The sequence below is a fragment of the Caballeronia sp. LP006 genome (assembly GCF_031450995.1).
GTDB lineage: Bacteria > Pseudomonadota > Gammaproteobacteria > Burkholderiales > Burkholderiaceae > Caballeronia.
The window spans coordinates 972500-993490 of the sequence record NZ_JARTVW010000003.1; the positions used below are offsets into that span (position 1 = coordinate 972500).

Annotated in this window: 21 protein-coding genes; 6 read left to right on the forward strand and 15 right to left on the reverse strand. The window is 61.1% G+C overall.

Annotation, left to right across the window (positions count from 1 at the left end):
* Positions 1–3: 3 nt before the first annotated feature.
* The 8 genes from P9250_RS09015 to sdhC all read right to left on the reverse strand — a co-directional run bounded on the left by P9250_RS09015 (position 4) and on the right by sdhC (position 8353).
* Complete coding sequence (locus P9250_RS09015) at positions 4–402, reverse strand: hypothetical protein (RefSeq protein WP_250494272.1); 399 nt, start codon at positions 400–402, stop codon at positions 4–6.
* A gap of 148 nt (positions 403–550) precedes the next feature.
* Positions 551–967, reverse strand: a complete 417-nt coding sequence (locus P9250_RS09020) for a rubredoxin (protein ID WP_284503456.1) — start codon at positions 965–967, stop codon at positions 551–553.
* Between the two features lie 190 nt (positions 968–1157).
* A complete protein-coding gene (locus tag P9250_RS09025) occupies positions 1158–2195 on the reverse strand; it encodes a porin (protein ID WP_310392502.1) in 1038 nt (345 codons plus the stop codon).
* A gap of 75 nt (positions 2196–2270) precedes the next feature.
* Positions 2271–4703: a glucose/quinate/shikimate family membrane-bound PQQ-dependent dehydrogenase gene (locus P9250_RS09030; protein WP_310392504.1), complete on the reverse strand. Its 2433-nt coding sequence runs from the start codon at positions 4701–4703 to the stop codon at positions 2271–2273.
* A 361-nt stretch (positions 4704–5064) separates the two neighbouring features.
* Positions 5065–5769 carry a succinate dehydrogenase iron-sulfur subunit gene (locus P9250_RS09035; protein ID WP_244829110.1) on the reverse strand — a complete coding sequence of 235 codons (705 nt, stop codon included), beginning with the start codon at positions 5767–5769 and terminating at the stop codon, positions 5065–5067.
* Between the two features lie 19 nt (positions 5770–5788).
* Positions 5789–7564, reverse strand: coding sequence for a succinate dehydrogenase flavoprotein subunit (sdhA, locus tag P9250_RS09040; protein WP_244829109.1), 1776 nt, complete (start codon positions 7562–7564; stop codon positions 5789–5791).
* Between the two features lie 5 nt (positions 7565–7569).
* Entirely contained in the window at positions 7570–7938 is a 369-nt protein-coding gene (gene sdhD / locus P9250_RS09045) for a succinate dehydrogenase, hydrophobic membrane anchor protein (RefSeq protein WP_250511816.1), read from the reverse strand.
* 4 nt (positions 7939–7942) lie between these two features.
* Positions 7943–8353 carry a succinate dehydrogenase, cytochrome b556 subunit gene (gene sdhC, locus P9250_RS09050; protein ID WP_244829107.1) on the reverse strand — a complete coding sequence of 137 codons (411 nt, stop codon included), beginning with the start codon at positions 8351–8353 and terminating at the stop codon, positions 7943–7945.
* A 219-nt stretch (positions 8354–8572) separates the two neighbouring features.
* Here sdhC and P9250_RS09055 point away from each other — a divergent pair, with 219 nt between their 5' ends.
* Complete coding sequence (locus P9250_RS09055) at positions 8573–9463, forward strand: LysR family transcriptional regulator (protein ID WP_310392507.1); 891 nt, start codon at positions 8573–8575, stop codon at positions 9461–9463.
* Between the two features lie 29 nt (positions 9464–9492).
* Here the strand turns inward: P9250_RS09055 and P9250_RS09060 are convergent, their stop codons facing one another.
* From P9250_RS09060 to P9250_RS09085, 6 genes are all read right to left on the reverse strand, one after another.
* On the reverse strand, positions 9493–9768 hold the full coding sequence (locus P9250_RS09060) for a hypothetical protein (RefSeq protein ID WP_310392509.1): 276 nt from the start codon (positions 9766–9768) through the stop codon (positions 9493–9495).
* Between the two features lie 158 nt (positions 9769–9926).
* On the reverse strand, positions 9927–10631 hold the full coding sequence (locus P9250_RS09065) for a TetR family transcriptional regulator (protein ID WP_310392511.1): 705 nt from the start codon (positions 10629–10631) through the stop codon (positions 9927–9929).
* A 41-nt stretch (positions 10632–10672) separates the two neighbouring features.
* Positions 10673–11590 (reverse strand): ABC transporter permease, encoded by a 918-nt coding sequence (locus P9250_RS09070; RefSeq protein ID WP_310392513.1) that lies wholly within the window; start codon positions 11588–11590, stop codon positions 10673–10675.
* Positions 11587–12693, reverse strand: a complete 1107-nt coding sequence (locus P9250_RS09075; protein ID WP_409014843.1) for an ABC transporter permease — start codon at positions 12691–12693, stop codon at positions 11587–11589. The genes P9250_RS09070 and P9250_RS09075 overlap by 4 nt, the downstream gene beginning before the upstream one ends.
* A complete protein-coding gene (locus P9250_RS09080) occupies positions 12690–14261 on the reverse strand; it encodes an ABC transporter ATP-binding protein (protein ID WP_310392515.1) in 1572 nt (523 codons plus the stop codon). The genes P9250_RS09075 and P9250_RS09080 overlap by 4 nt, the downstream gene beginning before the upstream one ends.
* Positions 14258–15265: a BMP family protein gene (locus P9250_RS09085; protein ID WP_404989399.1), complete on the reverse strand. Its 1008-nt coding sequence runs from the start codon at positions 15263–15265 to the stop codon at positions 14258–14260. Before P9250_RS09085 ends, P9250_RS09080 begins: the two co-directional genes overlap by 4 nt.
* Positions 15266–15440: 175 nt before the next feature.
* On the opposite strand from P9250_RS09085, the gene P9250_RS09090 reads away from it, so the two are divergent.
* The 5 genes from P9250_RS09090 to hpxZ are packed head-to-tail and all read left to right on the forward strand — an operon-like array spanning position 15441 to position 19396.
* Entirely contained in the window at positions 15441–16244 is an 804-nt protein-coding gene (locus P9250_RS09090; protein WP_310392776.1) for a cysteine hydrolase, read from the forward strand.
* Positions 16241–17374: an amidase gene (locus P9250_RS09095; RefSeq protein WP_310392517.1), complete on the forward strand. Its 1134-nt coding sequence runs from the start codon at positions 16241–16243 to the stop codon at positions 17372–17374. The genes P9250_RS09090 and P9250_RS09095 overlap by 4 nt, the downstream gene beginning before the upstream one ends.
* A gap of 50 nt (positions 17375–17424) precedes the next feature.
* Entirely contained in the window at positions 17425–17622 is a 198-nt protein-coding gene (locus P9250_RS09100) for an AtzG-like protein (RefSeq protein ID WP_310392518.1), read from the forward strand.
* Positions 17619–19022 (forward strand): AtzE family amidohydrolase, encoded by a 1404-nt coding sequence (locus P9250_RS09105; RefSeq protein ID WP_310392520.1) that lies wholly within the window; start codon positions 17619–17621, stop codon positions 19020–19022. The genes P9250_RS09100 and P9250_RS09105 overlap by 4 nt, the downstream gene beginning before the upstream one ends.
* The gene (gene hpxZ / locus P9250_RS09110; protein ID WP_310392522.1) at positions 19019–19396 is read left to right on the forward strand and encodes an oxalurate catabolism protein HpxZ; all 378 of its coding nucleotides are present in this window, start codon (positions 19019–19021) and stop codon (positions 19394–19396) included. Before P9250_RS09105 ends, hpxZ begins: the two co-directional genes overlap by 4 nt.
* A 56-nt stretch (positions 19397–19452) precedes the next feature.
* On the opposite strand, the gene P9250_RS09115 is transcribed toward hpxZ, so the two are convergent.
* Positions 19453–20889: a cytosine permease gene (locus tag P9250_RS09115; protein ID WP_250468377.1), complete on the reverse strand. Its 1437-nt coding sequence runs from the start codon at positions 20887–20889 to the stop codon at positions 19453–19455.
* Between the last annotated feature and the right edge of the window lie 102 nt (positions 20890–20991).

Consider the following 20991-nt stretch of genomic DNA (forward strand, 5'->3'; position numbering starts at 1 on the left):
GCTTTATTCAAGCGCGGCGTCTTCCACGAGACGCGCCTTGAGCGCGCGAATGCGACGATCGACAAAATAACCGCCGCCTTCCGTATAACGCAAATAGAGCCTGCCGCACTTCGAGCATTCCCACACGTCGCAGCGGTTATACGGAAAGTAGCGCGGCGCGATAGGTGCCTCCGCCGACCAGTATTGCGAATTCCCCGGCGGATACTCCGCGTAAGTCGGCTCGGGAACATTCGGCGGCATGAGCGTGCCGACCTGAACGAGCGCCGCTTCGTCTAGCGATAAAGGCTGCGATTGCCAACCATCGAGGGCCGTCTTCGTGCAGTCGCATGCAACACCCCGCGCGCGATCTTCGGCGGCTTGCGCGCGTTCTGCGAGTGCTGCGGCGTTGAGCAATGGATGCATGGCGGTGGGGTCTCGATGCAATGCGCCGATTATCGCAGATACCTTCCATCGCGACAGACCACGGACAAGCGCCGATGCAAGGTCGCCCGCTAATCGGCAAGTCGGCAACTCGGCAACTCGGTAACTCGATGAAACGAACGAAGGTCTTTCAGAACTCGACCAGCGCGAAGTCTTCCTTGCCGACATCGCACAGCGGGCAGCGCCAGTCGTCCGGAATGTCGCTCCAGCGCGTGCCGGCTGCAACGCCGTGTTCAGGATCACCCGTGGCTTCGTCGTAGATCCATCCGCAGATCACGCAGACCCATTGCTTGAATTCGGATTCGACGTGGGAGCGTGCCGCTGGCGGCTGCTCGTCCTTGAGCGTCTCGTCCTCTGCGCCACGGTCGAGCGTGACCACCAGCGGGTCTGCGCCCCGCTCGCGATCGGCGGCGAGGTAAGCGTCGAGTTCGGCATGAAGACGTCGCGCTTCTTCCACGGTCAGATCGATCCAGTAGGGATCGCCAGCGCCGCTATTCAAACGAGCCGGAGCAAACTGCAATTCGAGTGCCGCGCCTTTTTTGTACATGGATTCTGTTCGGCTTCTTATTTCGGATAGGTCAAAAGTTGCTGAATTTCGATGCCTGACTTGATCTGCGCCCGCGATGAGGTTCGTCGGCAAGCCGACATCGGACGATCTGTTGCGCGTCGCGTTGCGCGGTTTGATCGGCACACTTCGATAAAGCCGCTTAGCGTCGCTTAAAGCCGCCTGGAGCCGCTCAAAATCGCTCGATTGCGCCGATCTGCACGCCGCGAATCGGCGCACCCGGATACGCGGCCGGAAGCCCCGTCACATTCACACCGCGCAAGGTGAAGGTGGCATCGCCGCGATTACGCAGCATCGCGCCTGTCGCGTAGAACATCAATGTCTTCGAAAGATCGTATTCGCACGCAATGCTGAACTGGTCCGCGTTATTGTCGCCGCCCGATCGATCGCGCGCATAAGCATAACCAAGCGATGCGCGCAGAGCCGGCGAGAACGCGTAGCGCATCGAGACGGACATGCCGTCGTCGTGATAACGCGGCGATCCGCCATCGCCATTGAAGAAGTTGAGAAACGCCGTCGTCTTACCGAAGCGATACGACACGCCACCCAGATTCGAACGTAGCCCCGTGCTGCCCTGCGTGTCCTGATGCGCGTAAGCAATACGGAACGGCCCGTTGCGATACGCGAAGGTTTCGTAATTGCCCGACAAGCCATTGCCCGCGCCGGCATCGCGCAAGGCGAACATGATGGTCGTCGTGAAGCCGTGAATGTCCGGCGACAGATACGTGATGCTGTTATCCGTATAAGGCGTGATCTTCGACAGGTTGTTGAGACCCGATGCGATCGTCCCGGCACCGAAGGCGTCGAGTTGTCCCTTGAACGGAATGTAGATCGGCGAATACTGACGCCCCATGCGCACTTCGCCCCACGGCGCGCCGACGCCGATCCATGCCTGACGATTGAACAAGGTGCCTGCGGTCGCAAGCGTCCCGTCAGCGGAACTGAAGCCGCTTTCGAGATCGAACAGGAGACGCGTGTCGCCAGTCAGTGGTTCGGCGCCCCGCATGCCGAAGCGCGAACCGCGATACGCGCCCGAATCCATGCGCGGCGTCCACCCTGAACCGGGATTCGTCACCTCGATGCTGGTGTCGATCGTTCCATACAAGGTCACGGCGCTCTGCGCATGAACCGCCGTAGCGCCCATGCCAAACGTGCCTAGCAGGGTCAGGGCCAGGGCCAGACAGCGGCCCGAAAGAGATGTAAGACGCATATTGTTGTTGTGCTGACGCGCCAGGCCGACAGGCTCGAAGAGAAGCCGTCACTTTAACCAAGCGACGGCGCGTACTCAATGATCCAGTGCATAGGCGATGACATAATCGCCCCGATCCGGCGACTGTCGCGCGCCGCCCGCCGAGATGAGCACGTACTGCTTGCCCGTTTTCGGCGATACATAGCTCATCGGTCCACCCTGACTTCCCACCGGCAGACGCGCTTTCCATACCTCCTTGCCGGTCGCGCTATCGAAGGCACGCAGGTAGTAGTCTTGCGTCCCCGCGATGAACACGAGGCCGCCCTGCGTCGCCAGCGTGCCGCCGAGCGTCGGCATGCCAATGGGCATCTTCATCCCCATCTTGATACCGAAGGGACCCGTGTCCTGCACCGTGCCCACAGGCACTTGCCATACGATCTTCTGCGTCTTCAGATCGACCGCGGAAAGCGTGCCGAAAGGGGGCTTCTGACAAGGGATACCGAGCGGCGACATGAAGCGGTTTTTGTTGACGGCGTAAGGCGTGCCTTTTAGCGGCACCGCGCCCATGCCGGTGTTCACGGACTCGCCGCCGTTGCTGGCCTGCACGTTGTCGGTCTTCTGCGGAATCATCTGCACCCAGAGGCCGAGGCGCATGTCGTTCACGAAGATGTAATGACTATTCGGATCGGTCGAAAGGCTGCCCCAGTTCATGCCGCCGAGCGAGCCTGGAAAGCTCAGCGAGATGTCCGTGTCGGGCGGCGTGAAGAGACCGTCGTAACGCATCGACTTGAAGCTGATTCGGCAGATGAGTTGATCGAAAGGCGTGGCGCCCCACATGTCCGATTCCTTCAGCGTATCGGCGCCGATGAGCGGCATGCCGACCGAGTACGGCTGGGTATCGGGATACTGCTCGCCGGGAATGCTGCCCTTTTTGACGGGCTTTTCCTCGACGCGCGTGAGCGGCTGACCCGTAAGCCGATCGAGCACGAAGACCTGCCCGGACTTCGTGCCGAACACCACGGCAGGTTTGGTCGAACCATCCTTCTCGGGGAAGTCGATCAGGCTCGGCTGCATGGGAACGTCGAAGTCCCACAAATCGTTGTGGACCGTCTGGTAGACCCACTTCTCCTTGCCCGTCGTGGCATCGAGCGCGAGGATGGACGTGGCATAACGATGATCCAGAGCCGTGCGGTTCGCGCCCCAGAGATCCACCGAGGAGCTGCCCATCGGGATGAACACCGTGTTCATCGCGGGATCGTACGACATGGGCGCCCACGAGTTCGGCGTGCTCCGAGCAAAGGTCTGACCCGGCTCGAGTTGCGCGTTGGGATCGTCATGGCCCGGATCGAAGGCCCAGCGCATTTGCCCCGTGATGACATCGAAACCGCGCAGCACGCCACCGGGCATGTCGGTCTGCACGTTATCCGCTACTCGCCCGCCTACGACCACGGTCGTGCCTGCAAGCGTCGGCGCGGAAGTAAGCTGATACTTGGGGTCATCCGCTGCGCCAAGGCCTGCTTTAAGATTCACGAAACCATGGTCGCCGAAGCTTTCGCAGAGCGCGCCGTTATCGGCATCGATGGCAACGAGGCGCGCATCGATCGTGTTCATCAGGATGCGGCGCTGACACGCTTCGCCCGATGCAAGCGTCGGCGCGATCACGGGCGTCGAACCCGCGACCGAAGGCTGCGTAAGCGCTTGCGTGGCATCGAAGTATGCGAGGCCGCGACAACGGTTCCACACCTGCGCCGGCGCATTGATTTCGCGCTTCCAGATTTGCTTGCCGCTGTCGACATCGACAGCGATCACGTTGTTATGCGGCGTGCACATGAAGATGCGATCGCCCACTTGCAACGGCGTCTGCTGATCTTCCGCGCCGTTGCCACCGGGACTCACAGGCACGTCGCCCGTATGAAAAGTCCATGCAACGTGCAGGTCCTTGATGTTGTCGCGCGTGATCTGGTTCAGCGCCACGAAGCGGCTGCCGCCCGGCGTATTGCCATAGTTGCTCCAATTCTTCTGCGCGTCGTTCTGTGCAAGCGGTGCGAGCGGCGCAGCCGTGCCTTCGAAGGCGACCGGGTCGTGCGGTTCGAACATCTGCACGAACGTGATGACCATGCCCAACGCAAACAGCGCGCTCAAACCGTATGCCCATTTCGACGCGGGCGTCACCCTCTCATGCTTGCGCAACGACGGCCACAGCAGCAACGCGAGCACCATGAAGCCCGTCGGCAACATGAGACGCGACACCAGCGGCCAGAAATCGAAGCCTGCGTCGATCAAGGCCCAGATCAGCGTGCCGACGAACGCCACGCCATACACGATGACCGCCGAAGACCGCGCGCGCATCGACTGCACCGCGGCCACGGCGATCACGATCCCGGCGATCACGAAGTACGGGCTGCCGTGCAGCAAGACGAGCTTCGCGCCGCCTGCAACGAAGAACAGACCCGTGGCCAGCATTGCGAGCCCCAACAACACACAACCGGTTCTCAGCGCGGCTGAAACACGGGTATTACTCGTAGACATCTATTTTCTCCAAGAAGCTCGGGCGCGGTCGGTCGCGAAGGATGGAGCCTTCGGTACGCTGGATGGGAACGCATCGGCGAAACAGGCTTGCAGACGAAGCGTTGCTGCACGGCGCAGGGTTGCGCGCGGCATGGCCCTTCTCAACGCCATGCGGGGAGCATGGCGATTAACGGTGCCGACGACGGCACCTGTTCGATCTCGATATTCTAACCGGATAGTTAAAAATGTGCTTAGTTACTCTCAGTATCTGTCCCTTTTCGACGGGACGTTTGCGCGCTTGGGCTAGCTCTCAAACGACAACTGCCGAAGCTGGCTCACGCTCAGCTTCGGCAGTCGTTCAATGCTTGTTACGCCATTCGCGCTACACCGCGCGGCGCACCATCAATTCCTTGATCTTGCCGATCGCCTTGGTCGGGTTGAGCCCCTTCGGGCACACGTCGACGCAATTCATGATCGTGTGGCAACGGAACAGACGATACGGATCTTCCAGGTTGTCCAGACGCTCGCCGGTCGCTTCATCCCGGCTATCCGCAATGAAGCGATACGCCTGCAGCAAGCCCGCCGGGCCGACGAACTTGTCCGGATTCCACCAGAAGCTCGGGCACGACGTCGAGCAACTCGCGCACAGAATGCACTCGTACAGCCCGTCGAGCTCGTCGCGTTCGACCGGCGACTGCAGACGCTCTTTTTCCGGCGGCGGCGTGTCGTTGATCAGATACGGCTTGATCGAATGATACTGATTAAAAAATTGCGTGAAGTCGCAAATCAGATCGCGCACCACCGGCAAGCCCGGCAGCGGACGCAGCACAATGCGCTGCGGCAGATCGTTCATGTTCTGCAAACACGCAAGACCGTTCTTGCCGTTGATGTTCATCGCGTCCGAGCCGCACACGCCTTCGCGGCACGAACGGCGAAACGACAGCGTCTCGTCGACCGACTTCAGCTTGAGCAGTGCATCGAGCAGCATGCGTTCGTGCGAGTCGATCTCCAGCTCGTAGGTCTGCATGCGCGGGGCTGCGTCCTTGTCCGGATCGTAGCGATAGACTTCGAAGATTCTCTTTGCCATTTCGATTTTCCCTTGTGCCTTAGAAGGTCCGTGCCTTCGGCGGCACCGATTCAACCGTCAGCGGCTTCATCTGCACCGGCTTGTAGTCGAGGCGATCGCCTTCGCTGAACCACAGCGTATGGCGCATCCAGTTCTCGTCGTCGCGATGCTCGAAGTCGCTGTGCGCGTGCGCGCCACGGCTTTCCTTGCGCGCTTCGGCCGACACCATGGTCGCGCGCGCGACTTCGATCAGGTTCGCCAACTCCAGCGCCTCGACCTTCGCCGTGTTGAACACCTTCGATTTGTCCTTCAGATGCACGTGCTTCACGCGCGCGGTGAGTTCGTCGATCTTGCTCACGCCCTCTTCGAGCAGCTTCGATGTGCGGAACACGCCCGCATGCGCCTGCATGGTCGAACGAATGTCGTTGGCGATGTTCTGCGTGTATTCGCCCGACGTCGACTTCTCCAGCACCGCGAGGCGTTCGAGCGCGAAGTCGGCGGCATCGGCCGGCAGCGGCTTGTGCTCTTTCAACTCCTTCGCGTGCTTGATGATGTGATTGCCCGCCGCGCGGCCGAACACCACCAGGTCGAGCAGCGAGTTCGTGCCCAGACGGTTCGCGCCATGCACCGAGACGCACGAGCATTCGCCCACCGCGTAGAACCCGTTGACCGGCTCGTTATAACCATTGGACGTACCCACGACCTGCCCGTGCATGTTCGTCGGTATGCCACCCATTTGATAGTGGATGGTCGGCACCACGGGAATGGGCTCCTTGATGCAATCGACATTGGCGAACTTGAGCGCGATCTCGCGAATCGACGGCAAGCGCTTCATGATCGTCTCGGCGCCGATGTGCGACAGATCCAGCAACACGTGGTCCTTGTTCGGACCCACGCCGCGGCCTTCCTTGATTTCCTGATCCATCGAACGCGAAACGAAGTCGCGCGGCGCGAGGTCCTTGAGCGTCGGTGCGTAGCGCTCCATGAAGCGGTCGCCGTTCGAATTGCGCAAGATGCCGCCTTCGCCGCGCACGCCTTCGGTAATCAGCACGCCCGCGCCCGCGACACCGGTCGGGTGGAATTGCCAGAACTCCATGTCCTGCAACGCGATGCCCGAGCGCGCGGCCATGCCCAAGCCATCGCCCGTGTTGATGAACGCATTCGTCGATGCCGCGAAGATACGTCCCGCGCCGCCCGTGGCGAACAGCGTGGTCTTGCCTTCGAGGATATACACGTCGCCCGTTTCCATCTCCAGCGCGGTGACGCCGAGCACATCGCCTTCGGCGTCGCGGATCAGGTCCAGCGCCATCCATTCGACGAAGAAATGCGTTTTAGCCGCGACGTTCTGCTGATACAGCGTGTGCAACAACGCGTGGCCGGTACGGTCGGCCGCGGCGCAGGCGCGTTGCACGGGCTTTTCGCCGTAGTTGGCCGTGTGTCCGCCGAACGGACGCTGATAGATCGTGCCATCCGGATTGCGGTCGAACGGCATGCCCATGTGTTCGAGCTCATACACGGCGTTGGGCGCTTCACGGCACATGAATTCGATTGCATCCTGGTCGCCAAGCCAGTCGGAGCCCTTGATGGTGTCGTAGAAGTGATAGTGCCAGTTGTCCTCGCTCATGTTGCCAAGCGAGGCACCGATGCCACCTTGCGCGGCGACCGTATGCGAGCGCGTGGGAAACACCTTCGACAACACAGCGACCGACAGGCCCGCACGCGCGAGCTGCAGCGATGCGCGCATGCCCGAGCCGCCCGCGCCCACGATGACCACGTCGAAACGGCGACGCGGCAGGGAAGTCTTGATTGCAGCCATGTTCTTTAAACTCTCCAGAGAATCTGTGCAGCGTAGCCGGCGCATCCGACGAGCCAGAGGATGGTCAGCACCTGAAGAAACAGGCGCACGGCCATGGGCTTCACGTAATCCATCCAGATATCGCGAATGCCGACCCACGCGTGATAGAACAGGCAAAGCAGAGTCACGAACGTGGCAAGCTTCATCCACTGCATGGCGAAGATGGACGCCCAGCCTTCATAGGAGAAGCTGTGTGCGGCGAAGAACCAGAACAGCAAAATGACGGTGTACGCCGCCATCACGACGGCGGTGATACGTTGCGCGAGCCAGTCGCGCAGGCCGTAATGCGCGCCCACGACCAGGCGCTTCGGGCCAACTCTGTTTTGGGTTGCCATGGTCTTAGAAGGCTCCGAAAATTTTAAGGGCCATCACAGCCGTGAGAAGCAGCGAGACGACGAGCACGATCAACGCGCTTTGCTTGCCGCCTTCCTTGTTCACGCCGACGTGCGTGTCGAGCAGCAGAAAACGAATGCCCGCGCAGAAGTGATGCAGATACGCCCACGACAGCACGAGCGTGATGATCTTGACGATGGGGTTGGCCAGAAAGCCCTTGAACGCGTCGAAACTGAGTTCCGAGGTCAGGCTCTGATCGAGCAAATAGAGAATGAACGGCAGCGACACGAAAAGCAGCAAGCCGCTGATGCGATGCAGGATGGACACCTTCCCGGCGAGCGGCAAGCGATACTTCGCGAGTTGACCAAGCCCGATGTTCCGGAACTCGGGCCTTGGTTTTTTTACGGCTTCAGCCACGGGCAGACCCCTTCTCACTTTGGATTGAGCAACCGCAGCACGTCGCCGGCACGCTCGTCGAGCGCGACTCGTCCCGTCGGCCTCAGTCGAAAACCGGCCGCGTGTATTGGAGGAAGAGTTATAGGCGCGCGGTCTGCGCGATAGCGTTATTTTGTCGCGTCGTTGTTATACTGTCCAATATCTATCTCGTCTTTCTGAAATAGCTTTAACAGATATCGCATGGAATTGCGCCATATTCGTTATTTTCTGGCCGTGGCCGAAGAGCTAAACGTGACGCGCGCGGCGGAGCGGCTTGGCATCGGGCAGCCGCCGCTCAGTCAGCAGATTCACGCTTTAGAAGACGAAATCGGCGTGCGTCTGTTCCGTCGCACGGGGCACGGCGTGGTGCTGACCGAGGCCGGAGAAGCGTTTGCGGCCGATGCCAGACGCATCCTGAACGACACGCGCATTGCCGTGGAAAACGCGCAAAGCGCGGGACGCGGTGAAATGGGGCAACTCAACATCGGTTTCACGGGTTCGGCGGCGTTCAATCCGGTCGTGTCGCAACTGATTCGCGCGTATCGGCAGGCGTTTCCTAACGTTACGCTTACGTTGGCCGAAGGCAACACCGCCCAACTGCTGGCTTATCTCGATGCAGGCACCGTCGATGTCGCGTTCGTGCGGCTCGGCAGCCAGTCGCCCGTGGGCGTCGAGTTTCACCACATCGCGGTAGAGCCCATGCGCGTGGTGCTGCCCGTCACGCATCGGCTGGCGAAGAAAAAGAAGATCGCATTGTCAGCGCTGGCCGAAGATCCCTTCGTCATGCTGCCGCGCGTGGCGAGTCCGACGCTGCACGATGTGATCGTCGGCGCATGCAGGGAGGCCGGTTTCGAGCCCGTTGCAGGCCAGCAGGCGCCGCAGCTTTCGTCGGTCGTGAACCTCGTCGCAGCCGAGTTCGGCGTGTCGCTCGTGCCGGCTTCCGTGTGCCAGATACAGGTCGAAGGCGTCGTGTATGCCGACATGACCGGCAAAGCCGTATCGATCAGGCTTGCGTTGGCATCGCGGATTGAAGCCACGCAAGCCAAGACCGCGAACTTTCTCAATATGGCACTGGGTTTTGCTCAGGTTTAGGGTGGCCGCTTCCGCGTGAGCGAAGCCGCTCATTCGGCCTGAGCATCGTGCATATCGCCGAACAAATCCGAGGTCGCACCGCTCGATGGCTGCAACGACTGCAACGCGCCGCTCTTGACCTGTTCGAGCACTTGCGGCGAGAGCCACCGCTCTTCCATTGCGGCGATGCCGCTTTCGATCATCTGCTGCAGAAAAAACGACTGCTTGCGCCCAGTCGCTTCCGCCAGTATGCGTAATCTTTGTTCGATCGCGGGCTCGACACGAACCGCGACGACCTTCAACTTGTTTTCGGCGGACCTTCTCAACCTTGACTCCCAATGCATGTCCCGCGTCGATAACGGACGCGTGCGTGGCTCGGCTTTTATCACAAAGAGGCGGCGCATCGCAATGCTTCTTTGCTGCGGCCTTCGCAAACATGCCTGCGCGCGGCTTGAATCGCACGCTTATTCACGCATTCACCGCATCACGCATTCACCGCGAGCTTCATCGTACCTTCTCTTGCGAGAAACGCGCGCACGAGTTGATGCGCCTGATCCTTGTGCGCGGATTGCCACGATGCGGCGAGCATCTCGGTATCGAACATGCGTGACAGCGTGTACGCGTTCGATTTGTGAAAATACGCGAGACTCACCAGCGTGACATAGAGATGCAACGGGTCGATGCCGCGTCTTAACGTCCCTGCCGTCTCGCCACGACGGATCAGCGTGCGCAGCATGTCGAGCACCGGCGACGACATTGCTGGAATGACCTTCGAACGCTTCATGTAGCGCGCGCGATTCAGGTTCTCCCATGAAAGCAGACACAGCAACTCGGGGTGTGCCGCGAAATGGCCTTCGGTGAAGTCATAAAGTTGCAAAATGCCCGCGGCGGGATCGACGGTTTGCGCGTCCAGCGTGACAGCTAATTCGGCTTCGCGAAGGCGCGCGAGCACATGCTCCAGGACTTCGACATAAAGCGCTTCCTTGCCGCCGAAGTAGTGATAGATCATGCGGATGTTGACCTTCGAACGGCTCGCGATGGTCTCTACGCGCGCACCGGAAAAGCCCTTGTCCGCGAACTCGTGAATCGCGATCCTGAAGATGCGCTCCTTCGTCTTCGCCGCGAGCTGCGTGCGGCGTGTGGGCGCGGCATCTTCTTTCGAGGCGCTTTTCAGCTTGGGCGGGGCCATGAGTCGTGTCGTTGATAAGGACATGTCGATGTTACCCGCCGTTAACGTCTGAACGGCAGCGTGAGCGCGGGCGGTGCGGTCTGTCTGCCGATGAGCCCCGCCACCGCGATCAACGCAAGCAAATACGGCAACATGATGAGCAACGCTGTGGGCACGTGCAGGCCGAACATCGGGAGCTGAAACTGCATGGCCGTGGCGGCACCGAACAAGAGACACGCGAGCGCCGTGCGGCCGATCTTCCAGCTGCCGAAGATGATGGCGGCAATCGCCAGATAACCCGTACCGTTAGTCATATTCTCCGTGAACGTGTGTATGTCGCCGATGGAAATGAAGCAGCCCGCTGCCGCCGACATCACGCCCGAGTACAGCACCGCGCCATAACGAATGCGCGTGACAGGCAGCCCCGATTGATCGACGGCGCGTGGCGCGACGCCTGTCGCATGCAGCGCAATGCCGAGCGCGGTGCGGCGCATGATGACCGACGATGCGATCAAAACGGCAAGCCCCGCATACAGCAGCCACACCTGACCGAACACCGGCTCGCCGATCAACGGCAATTTGCCAAGCACGGGCGGCGACCAGTGCGCGAGGCCGGGAATGACCGCGCTGGAACGTTCGCCGAAAACTGCCCGGTATGCGAGCGTCGTGCCACCAAGCGCGAGAATGTTGATGCCGATGCCCGTCACGATCTGATTCGCGCGCAAGGTCACGCTCAGAAACGCCTGCAGCAAGGCAAGCGGAATCACGCCGAGCATGCCGCATAAAAGCCCGAGCGATGGATGCCCCGTCAGCCAGGAAAACACCGCGCCGAGAAACGCGCCCGTCAGCATCATGCCTTCGACGCTCATGTTCAACACGCCTGCGCGTTCGCTGATGAGTTCGCCAGTCGAAGCAAGCAACATGGGCGCGGCCAGGCGAATGGATGCGCCGGCAAAGACCGCGAGAAGTTCGAGGTTCATCGCGAAGTTTCTCCTTTATCGAGCCACATTGCGCCGCCTGCCAAAGCGATGGTGACGATGCCCTGCACGATCAGCACGAGCGCTGATGGTACTTGCGCGACCATCTCCATGTTGATGCCACCCGAGCGCAAGAAGCCGAACAACAAGGCCGCCGCGAACACGCCGGTGATCGAACCACGCGCGAGCAAACCGACGACGAGGCCATCGAAACCGTAGCCCGACGAGAAGCCCGCCTTCAGCGAGTATTGATCGCCTTGCAGCATCAACGCGCCGGCGAGTCCGCTGAACGCGCCTGCGATCGCAAGCGCGCCGACGAGCGATGATGTGATCGGCAAGCCCGCGCGCTTCGCGGCAACGGCGTTGAGCCCCGCTGCGCGCAACGACAGGCCGAAGCGCGTGCGCGCGAGCATCACGGCCGATGCAACAGCCAGCACGAGCGTCACCGGCAAGCCGATATTCAGGTTCATGCCGCTTGCCATGAAGATGGCCGGCAGCTTGGTTACATCGGGAATTTCCAGCGATTCAGGCAAGGTCGCGCCGCTCGTCATTGGTTGACGCAACAGTGCATCGCTTTGCACGCACCAGTAAAGCAGCCACACGGCGATGAACGAAAGCAGCAGCGTACTGATGACTTCGTTGGTACCGGCTTTAGCTTTCAGCACGCCGGGCACGCCGCCCCATACCGCACCCGCGGCGGCCGCCGTGAGCATCGGCACGATAAAGGCGAGGCCGAAAGGCAAGTGCGCGCATCCGCCGTAGAGACTCATCGCCGTGGCAACTATGCCGCCTATCGCCAGTTGCCCTTCTCCGCCCACGTTGGTCAGCTTCGCGCGATTTGCGATGACGAAGCCCGTACCGACGAGCGCGAACGCGAGGCTGCGATTGACGGAGGCCCCGATTGCATAGGGCGAGCCCCACGCGCCATCGGCGAACGCGGCGAGCGCATCGGCAATGGATACGCCCATCAACGCGATCAAGCCGAGCGCCGCGAGCATCGCAAAGAGCACGGCCGCCGCGATCACGAACGCAACGCGTAATTGCGGCGCATGGCGCGCGCCGGACGTTGCCGCGAACGGCCGATGCAGCTTCATGTTGACGTTCATGCGTTATCTCCCGAACCCGCCATCCATGCACCGATACGACCGCGATTGCTCGCATCGGGCGTACATGTGCCCATGATGCGACCGCGATACAGCACGACGATGCGATCGGCGACGCTCATTAGTTCGTCGAGTTCAGAGGAAATGAGCAGCACGCCCACGCCGCGGTCGCGCGCCGCGCGAATATGCGCATAGACGGCGGCCACCGCGCCGACATCGAGCCCGCGCGTGGGCTGCGCCGCAAGCAGGAACAGCAAAGGGTCGAGCGTGAGTTCGCGTGCAAGAACGGCTTTCTGCTGATTGCCGCCGGAGAGTCCGCCGAACAATGCATCGGGGCCGCTTGCACGCACGTCGAAACGTTGCATGAGTTCGAGCGCGGCGTCGCGCATGGCGCGGCGGCGCAGAAATCCACCGCGCGTATAGCGGTCGAGATGATTGAGCAAGAGGTTGTCGGTGAGACTCATGCCGGTGACGCAGCCTACCGCATGACGATCTTCCGGCACGATACCGACGCCCGCTTTCGTGAGTTCGCGCGGGCTGGCGTTGGTCATGTCGCGGCCAGCGATAAAGAAGCGCCCCGACGATGCGCTCAGCATGCCCGCGAGCACCGCGCCGAGTTCGCTTTGACCGTTGCCTTCCACGCCCGCGATACCGACGATTTCGCCGCGATTCACGACGAGCGTGCAGTCCGCGAGACGCGTGACGCCTTCCGCGTCGCGAGCGCTCAGGCCGTCGAGTTGCAGTACTTCGTCGTCGAGCGGTCGCGAGTACGGCGAGCCGCTTTGCACGAGTGACAGACGCGTCGCGAGATCGTCGGCGGCATCGCTGTCTTCGCGATGAATCATCGCGTGCACGAGCCGGTCGATATCCCTCGATGGATTCGACGAACGCGCGACCACGCGTCCGGATTGCAGCACGGTCGCATGTGTCGCAATGCGGCCGATTTCCTTGAGCTTGTGCGTCACGAGCACCACTGCGCAACCGCGTTTCGCCACGCGTTCGCACGTGTCGAGCAACGCATCGATCTCGGCGGGCAAGAGCACGGCGGTGGGTTCATCGAGCAGAAGAAGACGCGGCTCGCGCATCAGGCATTTGACGATCTCGACGCGTTGCCGTTCGCCGACGGACAAGTCCGCGATCTTCGCGTCGAGCGCAAGATCGAGACCGACGCTCGCCAACACGTCTTGCACGCGCGTGGCTTCCGCTGGCCGGTCGAGCCAGCCGCGCGCCTGACCGAGCAGCAGGTTGTCGAGCACGGTGGCATCGTCGACGAGACTGAAATGCTGATGCACCATCGCGATACCGTTCGCGAGCGCTTCACGCGGATTGCGCGGCCGATACGGCGCGCCGTTGACGCGCATGGCACCCGCGTCCGGCTGATGCACACCGAAGATCACATTGCACAGCGTCGACTTGCCCGCGCCGTTCTCGCCGAGCAGACAATGCACGTCGCCGGGAAACAGGTCGAGCGAGACGTCGTCGAGCGCCGTGAACGCGCCGAAGCGTTTGCCGATTCCCTGCAGCGAGAGAATGGGCGAACTATCGGCGGATGGGGAAGCCAGCGTGCTCATCCTTCAGAGACCTTGATCTTGCCGCTCTGGATATCGTCTTCGATCTGCTTGATCTTGGCGTCCATGGCGGGCGTGGATTTGCAGATCACCATGCCGGATGCTTTCGGCCCCATTGCAAGGCCGAACGCTTTATAGCCCGGCTGCCATTGCCCCTTCTCCAGTTGCTCGATGGCGTACTGCGCCTGATAGCCCACGCCGGTGATGCTGTATGCGATGTAAAGCGGATCGCTTCCGCAACGGTCCGTATAGCTGCCGATGATGTGCGTGTCTTTTTCCTTCGCCGCTTGTTCGAGCCCGCGCAAGCCGAGATTCAGGATGTGATAGTGCACGTCCGCGCCCTGCGCGATGGCCGCTGCCGTCGCTTCGCGCGCCTTCGCCACGTTGTCGAAGTCGCCGGTATAAGCCTCGAAGTACTTGACCTTCGGATTGATATAGCGCGCACCGTTGCCGAATTCCTTGCCCGCATTCACGATCGACGGAATTTCCATGCCGCCCACATAACTCACCGCGCCGTTCTTCGACAGCATGGCTGCGGCCGCGCCCGCGACATAAGCGATCTCGGCCTGCTTCACGTCATAGCCCGCGACATTTGGCGGCATGTTCTCGCCCTTGTTGCCGCCGACGATGGAGAATTTCACGTTGGGAAAGCGCTTCGCGACCTTGAGTACCGCAGCCTGCGTCTGACCGCCGATGCCGATCACGAGCTGATTCTTCGTCGCGAGATTCGTGAGCGCCTGCTCCATGTCCGCGTAGTTGATGTTCTCGATGATCTGCGTCTTCAGCTTCGGGCCGAACTCCTTTTGCGCGGCCGCGACGCCTTCATACCCCGACTCCATCCAGCCCTTGTCGGATTTCGAACCGGGGATCAGGACGCCCACGCGCATCGCTTCATCGGCCGCGTGCGCCGGGCGGATAAAGAACGCCGGCACGCCGAGCGCAACTACGCCGGCAATGGCCACGACGCGTTTCATCAGGATGGAAGGCTGTTGCGAACGGAACATCACTGGCACTCCTTTTGCGTTGAGTTTCGGTAAGTAGGTTATTCATGAGCGAAATGCACATTGCAACTTCAATGCCATGTTCGACCCGCGCGTGAATGACGAATACGTCGCGTCAGTCGCGTTCGGTGTCATCGGCGACCTGCGGCAACATCCTCAACTCTTTCCGATGGAGAACACGATGGACCACGCCCCGAACCCCGCCACGGCAGGCGCTGGCTTGCTCGGCGCATTTGCGCAGACGCGCTGGCAAGCGACGGAAACGCTCGTCGATATGGCCGTGCCAACGCCCGTTCCGCGCCTCGCGACACTCGATGCCGAGCCGCAGAAAGTGCGCTTCGACATCGAGAAAACAGCGCTCGTGATCATCGACATGCAGAACGACTTCTGCACCAAAGGCGGGTGGGTCGACCATATCGGGGGCGATTACGGTGCGGACCGTGCACCAATAGCGCCATTGCAGCGCCTGCTGCCGATCGCGCGGAAAAGCGGCGTGCCGGTGATTTGGGTGAACTGGGGCAATAGGCCCGATCTCGCCAACATGCCGCCTAATCAACTGCATCTGTATAAGCCGAAGGGAACGGGCATCGGGCTTGGCGAGGCCTTGCCTGAACATGGCGCACATGTCCTTGAAAAAGATTCGTGGGCAGCCGCCGTGGTCGATGAACTGAAGATCGAACCGCAAGACATCTGCGTGGACAAGTACCGCATCAGCGGCTTCTGGGACACGCCGCTCGACAGCATTTTGCGTAATCTCGGTACACGTACCGTGTTTTTCGCGGGCGTGAACACGGACCAATGCGTGATGCACACACTCACCGATGCCAATTTTCTCGGCTACGGTTGCGTCATGCTCACCGATTGTTGCGCGACTTCATCGCCCGACTTCTGCACGGAAGCGAGTATCTGGAACGTGAAGAAATGCTATGGCTTCGTCGCGGATTCGTTGCAATTCGCCGACGCATTGAACAGCGCGGCCGCATGAACGCTTTCGTTCCCGGTCCGCGTATTCGCGTGAACGCAACCGGCAGCGGCGCGCTCGATGGCTTGCGTTTTGCGGTGAAGGATTTGATCGATATCGCGGGCGTAACGACGGGCGGCGGCAATCCCGATTGGTTTGCCACGCACGATGCCGCGCAATGTCATGCGCCGTGCGTGGCGAAGCTGTTAGCGGCGGGCGCATCCGTGGATGGCAAGACCATCACCGATGAACTCGCCTACAGCCTCGAAGGCGCGAACGAACACTATGGCACGCCGCTCAATCCGCGTTGGCCGCATGCGTTGCCGGGTGGATCGTCGAGCGGATCGGCATCGGCGGTTGCGAGGGGCAGTGTCGATTTCGCACTCGGCACCGACACCGGCGGCTCGGTGCGTGTGCCTGCCGCGTTCTGCGGACTCTGGGGCATACGGCCAACGCACGACGCGGTATCGCTCGATGGCGTGCTGCCGTTTGCATCATGCTTCGACACGGTCGGATGGTTCGCGCGCTCGGGTGATGTGCTTGCGCGCGTTGCCGACGTGCTCCTTGATGAGGTCGCTTCCCACGATGCCCCCACGCGTCTCGTGCGCTGCAAGGAAGCATTCGACGCGCACGGTTCAGCGCGTCTGCGCGAATTTGCACCCGCATCCGCCGAAATCGAACTCTTCGCGGGCGAGGGCTCGGACTGGCTGCATGTCTATCAGCAGTTGCAGGACGACGCGATACGTGCGTCTCTTGGTTCATGGATCGACACGCATACGCCGCGCTTTGGAGCGAACATCGCGCCACGCTTCGCGCGGCTCAAGTCGATCGACGACGCGGAGGTGAATCGGTGCCACGCTTTACGCGAGGAATATGCGGCACATATTGCGCATATCGTCGCCGATGCCTTGATTGTGCTGCCAACTACGCCCGTCTCGCTTTTGCGCCAGAATGAAACGTCGGAGCGTATCGGCGCGTTCTATCGCGATGCCTTGACCTTCAACGCCATCGCGGCATTTGCCGGACTGCCGCAAGTGACCATACCCATTGCGAACGAGTCGACCGGCCCGCTCGCGTTGTCCTTGATCGGTCCGCGTAACAGCGACCGTGCCTTGATTGCGCGGGTGCGAAGTCTGTTTTCCAATATCGAATGAGGTAGACGAACTTGTCTACTTGCCATCGCTTTCAACATCGAATGAGAACCATGAACATGCCACCGGAAATCGATGGAACGCTCGACGCTTATGCCGACGCCGCACTTCGGCTGCACTTCCCTCATCTAACGGATGACACCGCCGCGCGTGTCAAGACGCAATTCGCGCGCATCGCGCAACTCGCGGCACCGGTACTCGCCTATCCCGTCGATGCCCAGGACGAACCTGCGCCGGTGTATCGCCCATGACCATCAACGACGCATTCCCTGCTGGCGCAGTTGCCATTGCACGCGCCTATGCCGAAGGTGCATTCAGTGCGCGCGAATTGATCGAAACAACGCTCGCTCGCATCGACACGTTTAACGCGCAGATCAACGCCTTCACCACGATCACGCGCGAACGCGCACTCGATGAAGCCACTGCCCTCGATGCACGGCGCGCGAGCGGCGCTGCTTTGCCACCGCTCGCAGGCGTTCCCTTTGCGGCGAAGAACCTGTTCGACATCGCGGGCGTCACGACGATCGCGGGATCGCGCGTGCTCGCCAATGCCGCGCCCGCCGCTGCGGATGCAACGCTCGTTGCACGACTCACCGATCATGGCGCAATCATGGTCGGCGCGCTCAACATGGACGAGTTCGCCTACGGTTTCACCACCGAGAACAGTCACGCGGGACCGTGCCGCAATCCGCACGACCTGACACGCTCGGCGGGTGGATCGTCGGGCGGCAGCGCCGCGGCGGTCGCGGCGGGCTTCGTGCCGCTCACTCTCGGAAGCGATACGAATGGGTCAGTGCGCGTGCCTGCCTCGCTGTGCGGCGTGTTCGGCGTAAAGCCGACCTATGGACGCTTGTCGCGGCGTGGAACGTATCCGTTCGTCGCGAGTCTGGATCATATGGGTGCATTCGCGCGCAGTGTCGAGGACCTCGGCGCTGCCTATGAGGCGCTACAGTTTGCCGATCCACTCGATATGGCTTGCGCGCAGCGTGAATTCGAACCCGCGCGTGCGATGAGCGGAACCTTGCGCGTTGCACGTCTGACCGGCTATTTCGACGACTACGCAAACGACGATGCGCGCAACGCATCGCTCACTGCGTCAGCCGCGCTCGAAGCGACGGATACCGTCGAGTATCCGGATGCCGATGCGGCGCGTGGTGCAGCGTTTCTCATCACCGCTGCCGAGGGCGGCCAATTGCACATGAAGGACCTTCGCGCGCACTACGACGAGCGTGAGCCTTTGTCGCGCGACCGCTTGATCGCGGGTGCGTTGCTGCCTGCCGCATGGATCATTCAGGCGCAACGCGTCCGCGCTTCGTTGCGGCGACGCGTGCTGGAACTCTTCGAGCGCTACGACGTCTTGATCGCGCCAGCGACGCCAGTCGTGGCGCCGCGCATCGGCGACGAGTTCATGGAGGTCCGCGGTGAGCGAATGGCAGTGCGAGCCAGCCTCGGCATGTTGACGCAACCCATCTCGTGCCTTGGGTTGCCCGTTGTGACCGCGCCTATGCGAACGGAAGCCGGCTTGCCGATGGGAGTTCAGTTGATTGCCGCGCCGTGGCGCGAAGACCTGGCATTCGAAGCCGCCCGGCGTCTGGAGCAAGCTGGCGTAGCAGGTTGTGCGACACCGCGTTTTGCCGAGGAGAAAGCGTGAACGGGATCAATCGACCGGATGTTCTCGAGGAAGTGAATGCGGTGTTCGACGCGTATGAACGGGCCCTGACTAGCAATGACGTCGCGATGCTGGATGACCTGTTTTTTGATTCGTCGCTAACGGTGCGCTATGGGGCGACGGAAAATCTCTACGGCTACGACGCCATACGCGAGTTTCGTGCGGCACGGTCCGGAACAGGTTTGGCGCGCGAGGTGACGGCACGAATGGTTACGACCTATGGAGATTCGATGGCCGTTGCAAATATCGAATTCCAGAGGGAAGGCGACGCGCGTATAGGCCGACAAAGTCAGACGTGGATACGCTTCGAGGATGGATGGAAGGTCGTCAGCGCGCATGTCAGCTGGATGACCTAAATGCGACCGCGAGCGGCGATCCTCATGCAGACGGATCGCCGCGACGCCAGGCATCATCACTCGTATCCGGGACCTGTGCGCGCTTGCCGCATCGTCAACGCGCCCTCTTGTCTGCGCCGATAGCCCGAATCCCGCGAAGCCAGCCAGTAATAAAGCGGCGAAGTCAGCAGCAGGCCAATGACCCACGACAGATCCGCGCCATCGAGATACTTCGGCACGGGACCGGCGTACATCGGCGTATTCATGAACGGAATCTGCACGATGATGCCGATTGCATAAGCGATCAAAGCCTGCGGATTGAAGCGCCCATAAATGCCGCCATCGGCTTCGAAGATCGATTGAATATCGTACTTCCCTTTATGGATGACATAGAAGTCGATCAGGTTGATCGCGGTCCAGGGCACGAGCACCACGAGCAAGGCAAGCACCAGATCGACGAGATTTCCCACGAAGTTGGTCGATGCGCCAATCGCTCCATAGCAGCAGGCAAGCAGAATCGCGACTGAAAGCACGGCGCGCGCTTTGGCCGTGGGAATCCAGCGATAAGCGAACGTCTGCAACGAAGTAATCGTGGCGAGCACCGCGCCATAGAGATTGAGCGCGTTATGACTAATCACGCTAAGCAGAAACAAGACGAGCATGGGCAAGCCGAGGGGGCCGGTCGCAGTCTTGACGGCGTCCATGGTATCAGCGCCGGGCGCGACGGCAAGCGCGGCGACCGCACCGAAGGCAAACGCAAGCGAGGAACCAATGGTGCAGCCCAGATAAGTCGCCCAAAACGTCGACGCTACACGCACATTGCTCGGCAAATAGCGCGAGTAGTCGGAAACATAAGGTGCAAACGCAATCTGCCATAGCGCGGACAAGGAAACGGTAGCCAGCCAGCCCGCGAAATTGAAGCCGCCGCGCGTGAAGAAGTCGGCCGTCGCGATATGCGTGAAGATGTATGCAAAGCCCACGAAGATACCGATGCCCAGCACCCACGTACCGATTCGATTGAGTATGTGAATGAATCGATAGCCGATGATCCCGATCAACCCCGAGCCCACCGCACCGATGACGATCCCGACCGGCACCGATATGGACGTTTCGATGCCATGCAACGACTTGCCCGCGAGCACGATATTCGATGCAAAGAAGCCCACGTACATCACGCCCGCAATCACCGTGACGAGCAAGGCACCCCATGATCCGAACTGCGCGCGGCTCTGGATCATCTGCGGGATACCCATCTGTGGCCCTTGCGCCGAATGAAGCGCCATCAACACGCCGCCCACTGCCTGACCGACGATGATCGCGACGATTCCCCACAGCAAGTTCAAATGGAATATCTGCACGCCAAGCGCGCCCGTCACGATAGGCAATGGCGCAATGTTTCCGCCGAACCAGAGCGTGAATAGATCGCGCACCTTGCCATGCCGATCCTCCGGCGGCACATAGCCGATCGTATGCTTCTCGATGAACGATGACGTGTTGCTATCCGACGTATTCAAAGTCGTCTCCTTTATTGATTTTGCGCATGCGCGAGTCGTTTCGAAAGACCATGCGCACCGCGGAGCCCGTCGAAAGTCTCGGGGCTCTCGAACGCGCCATGG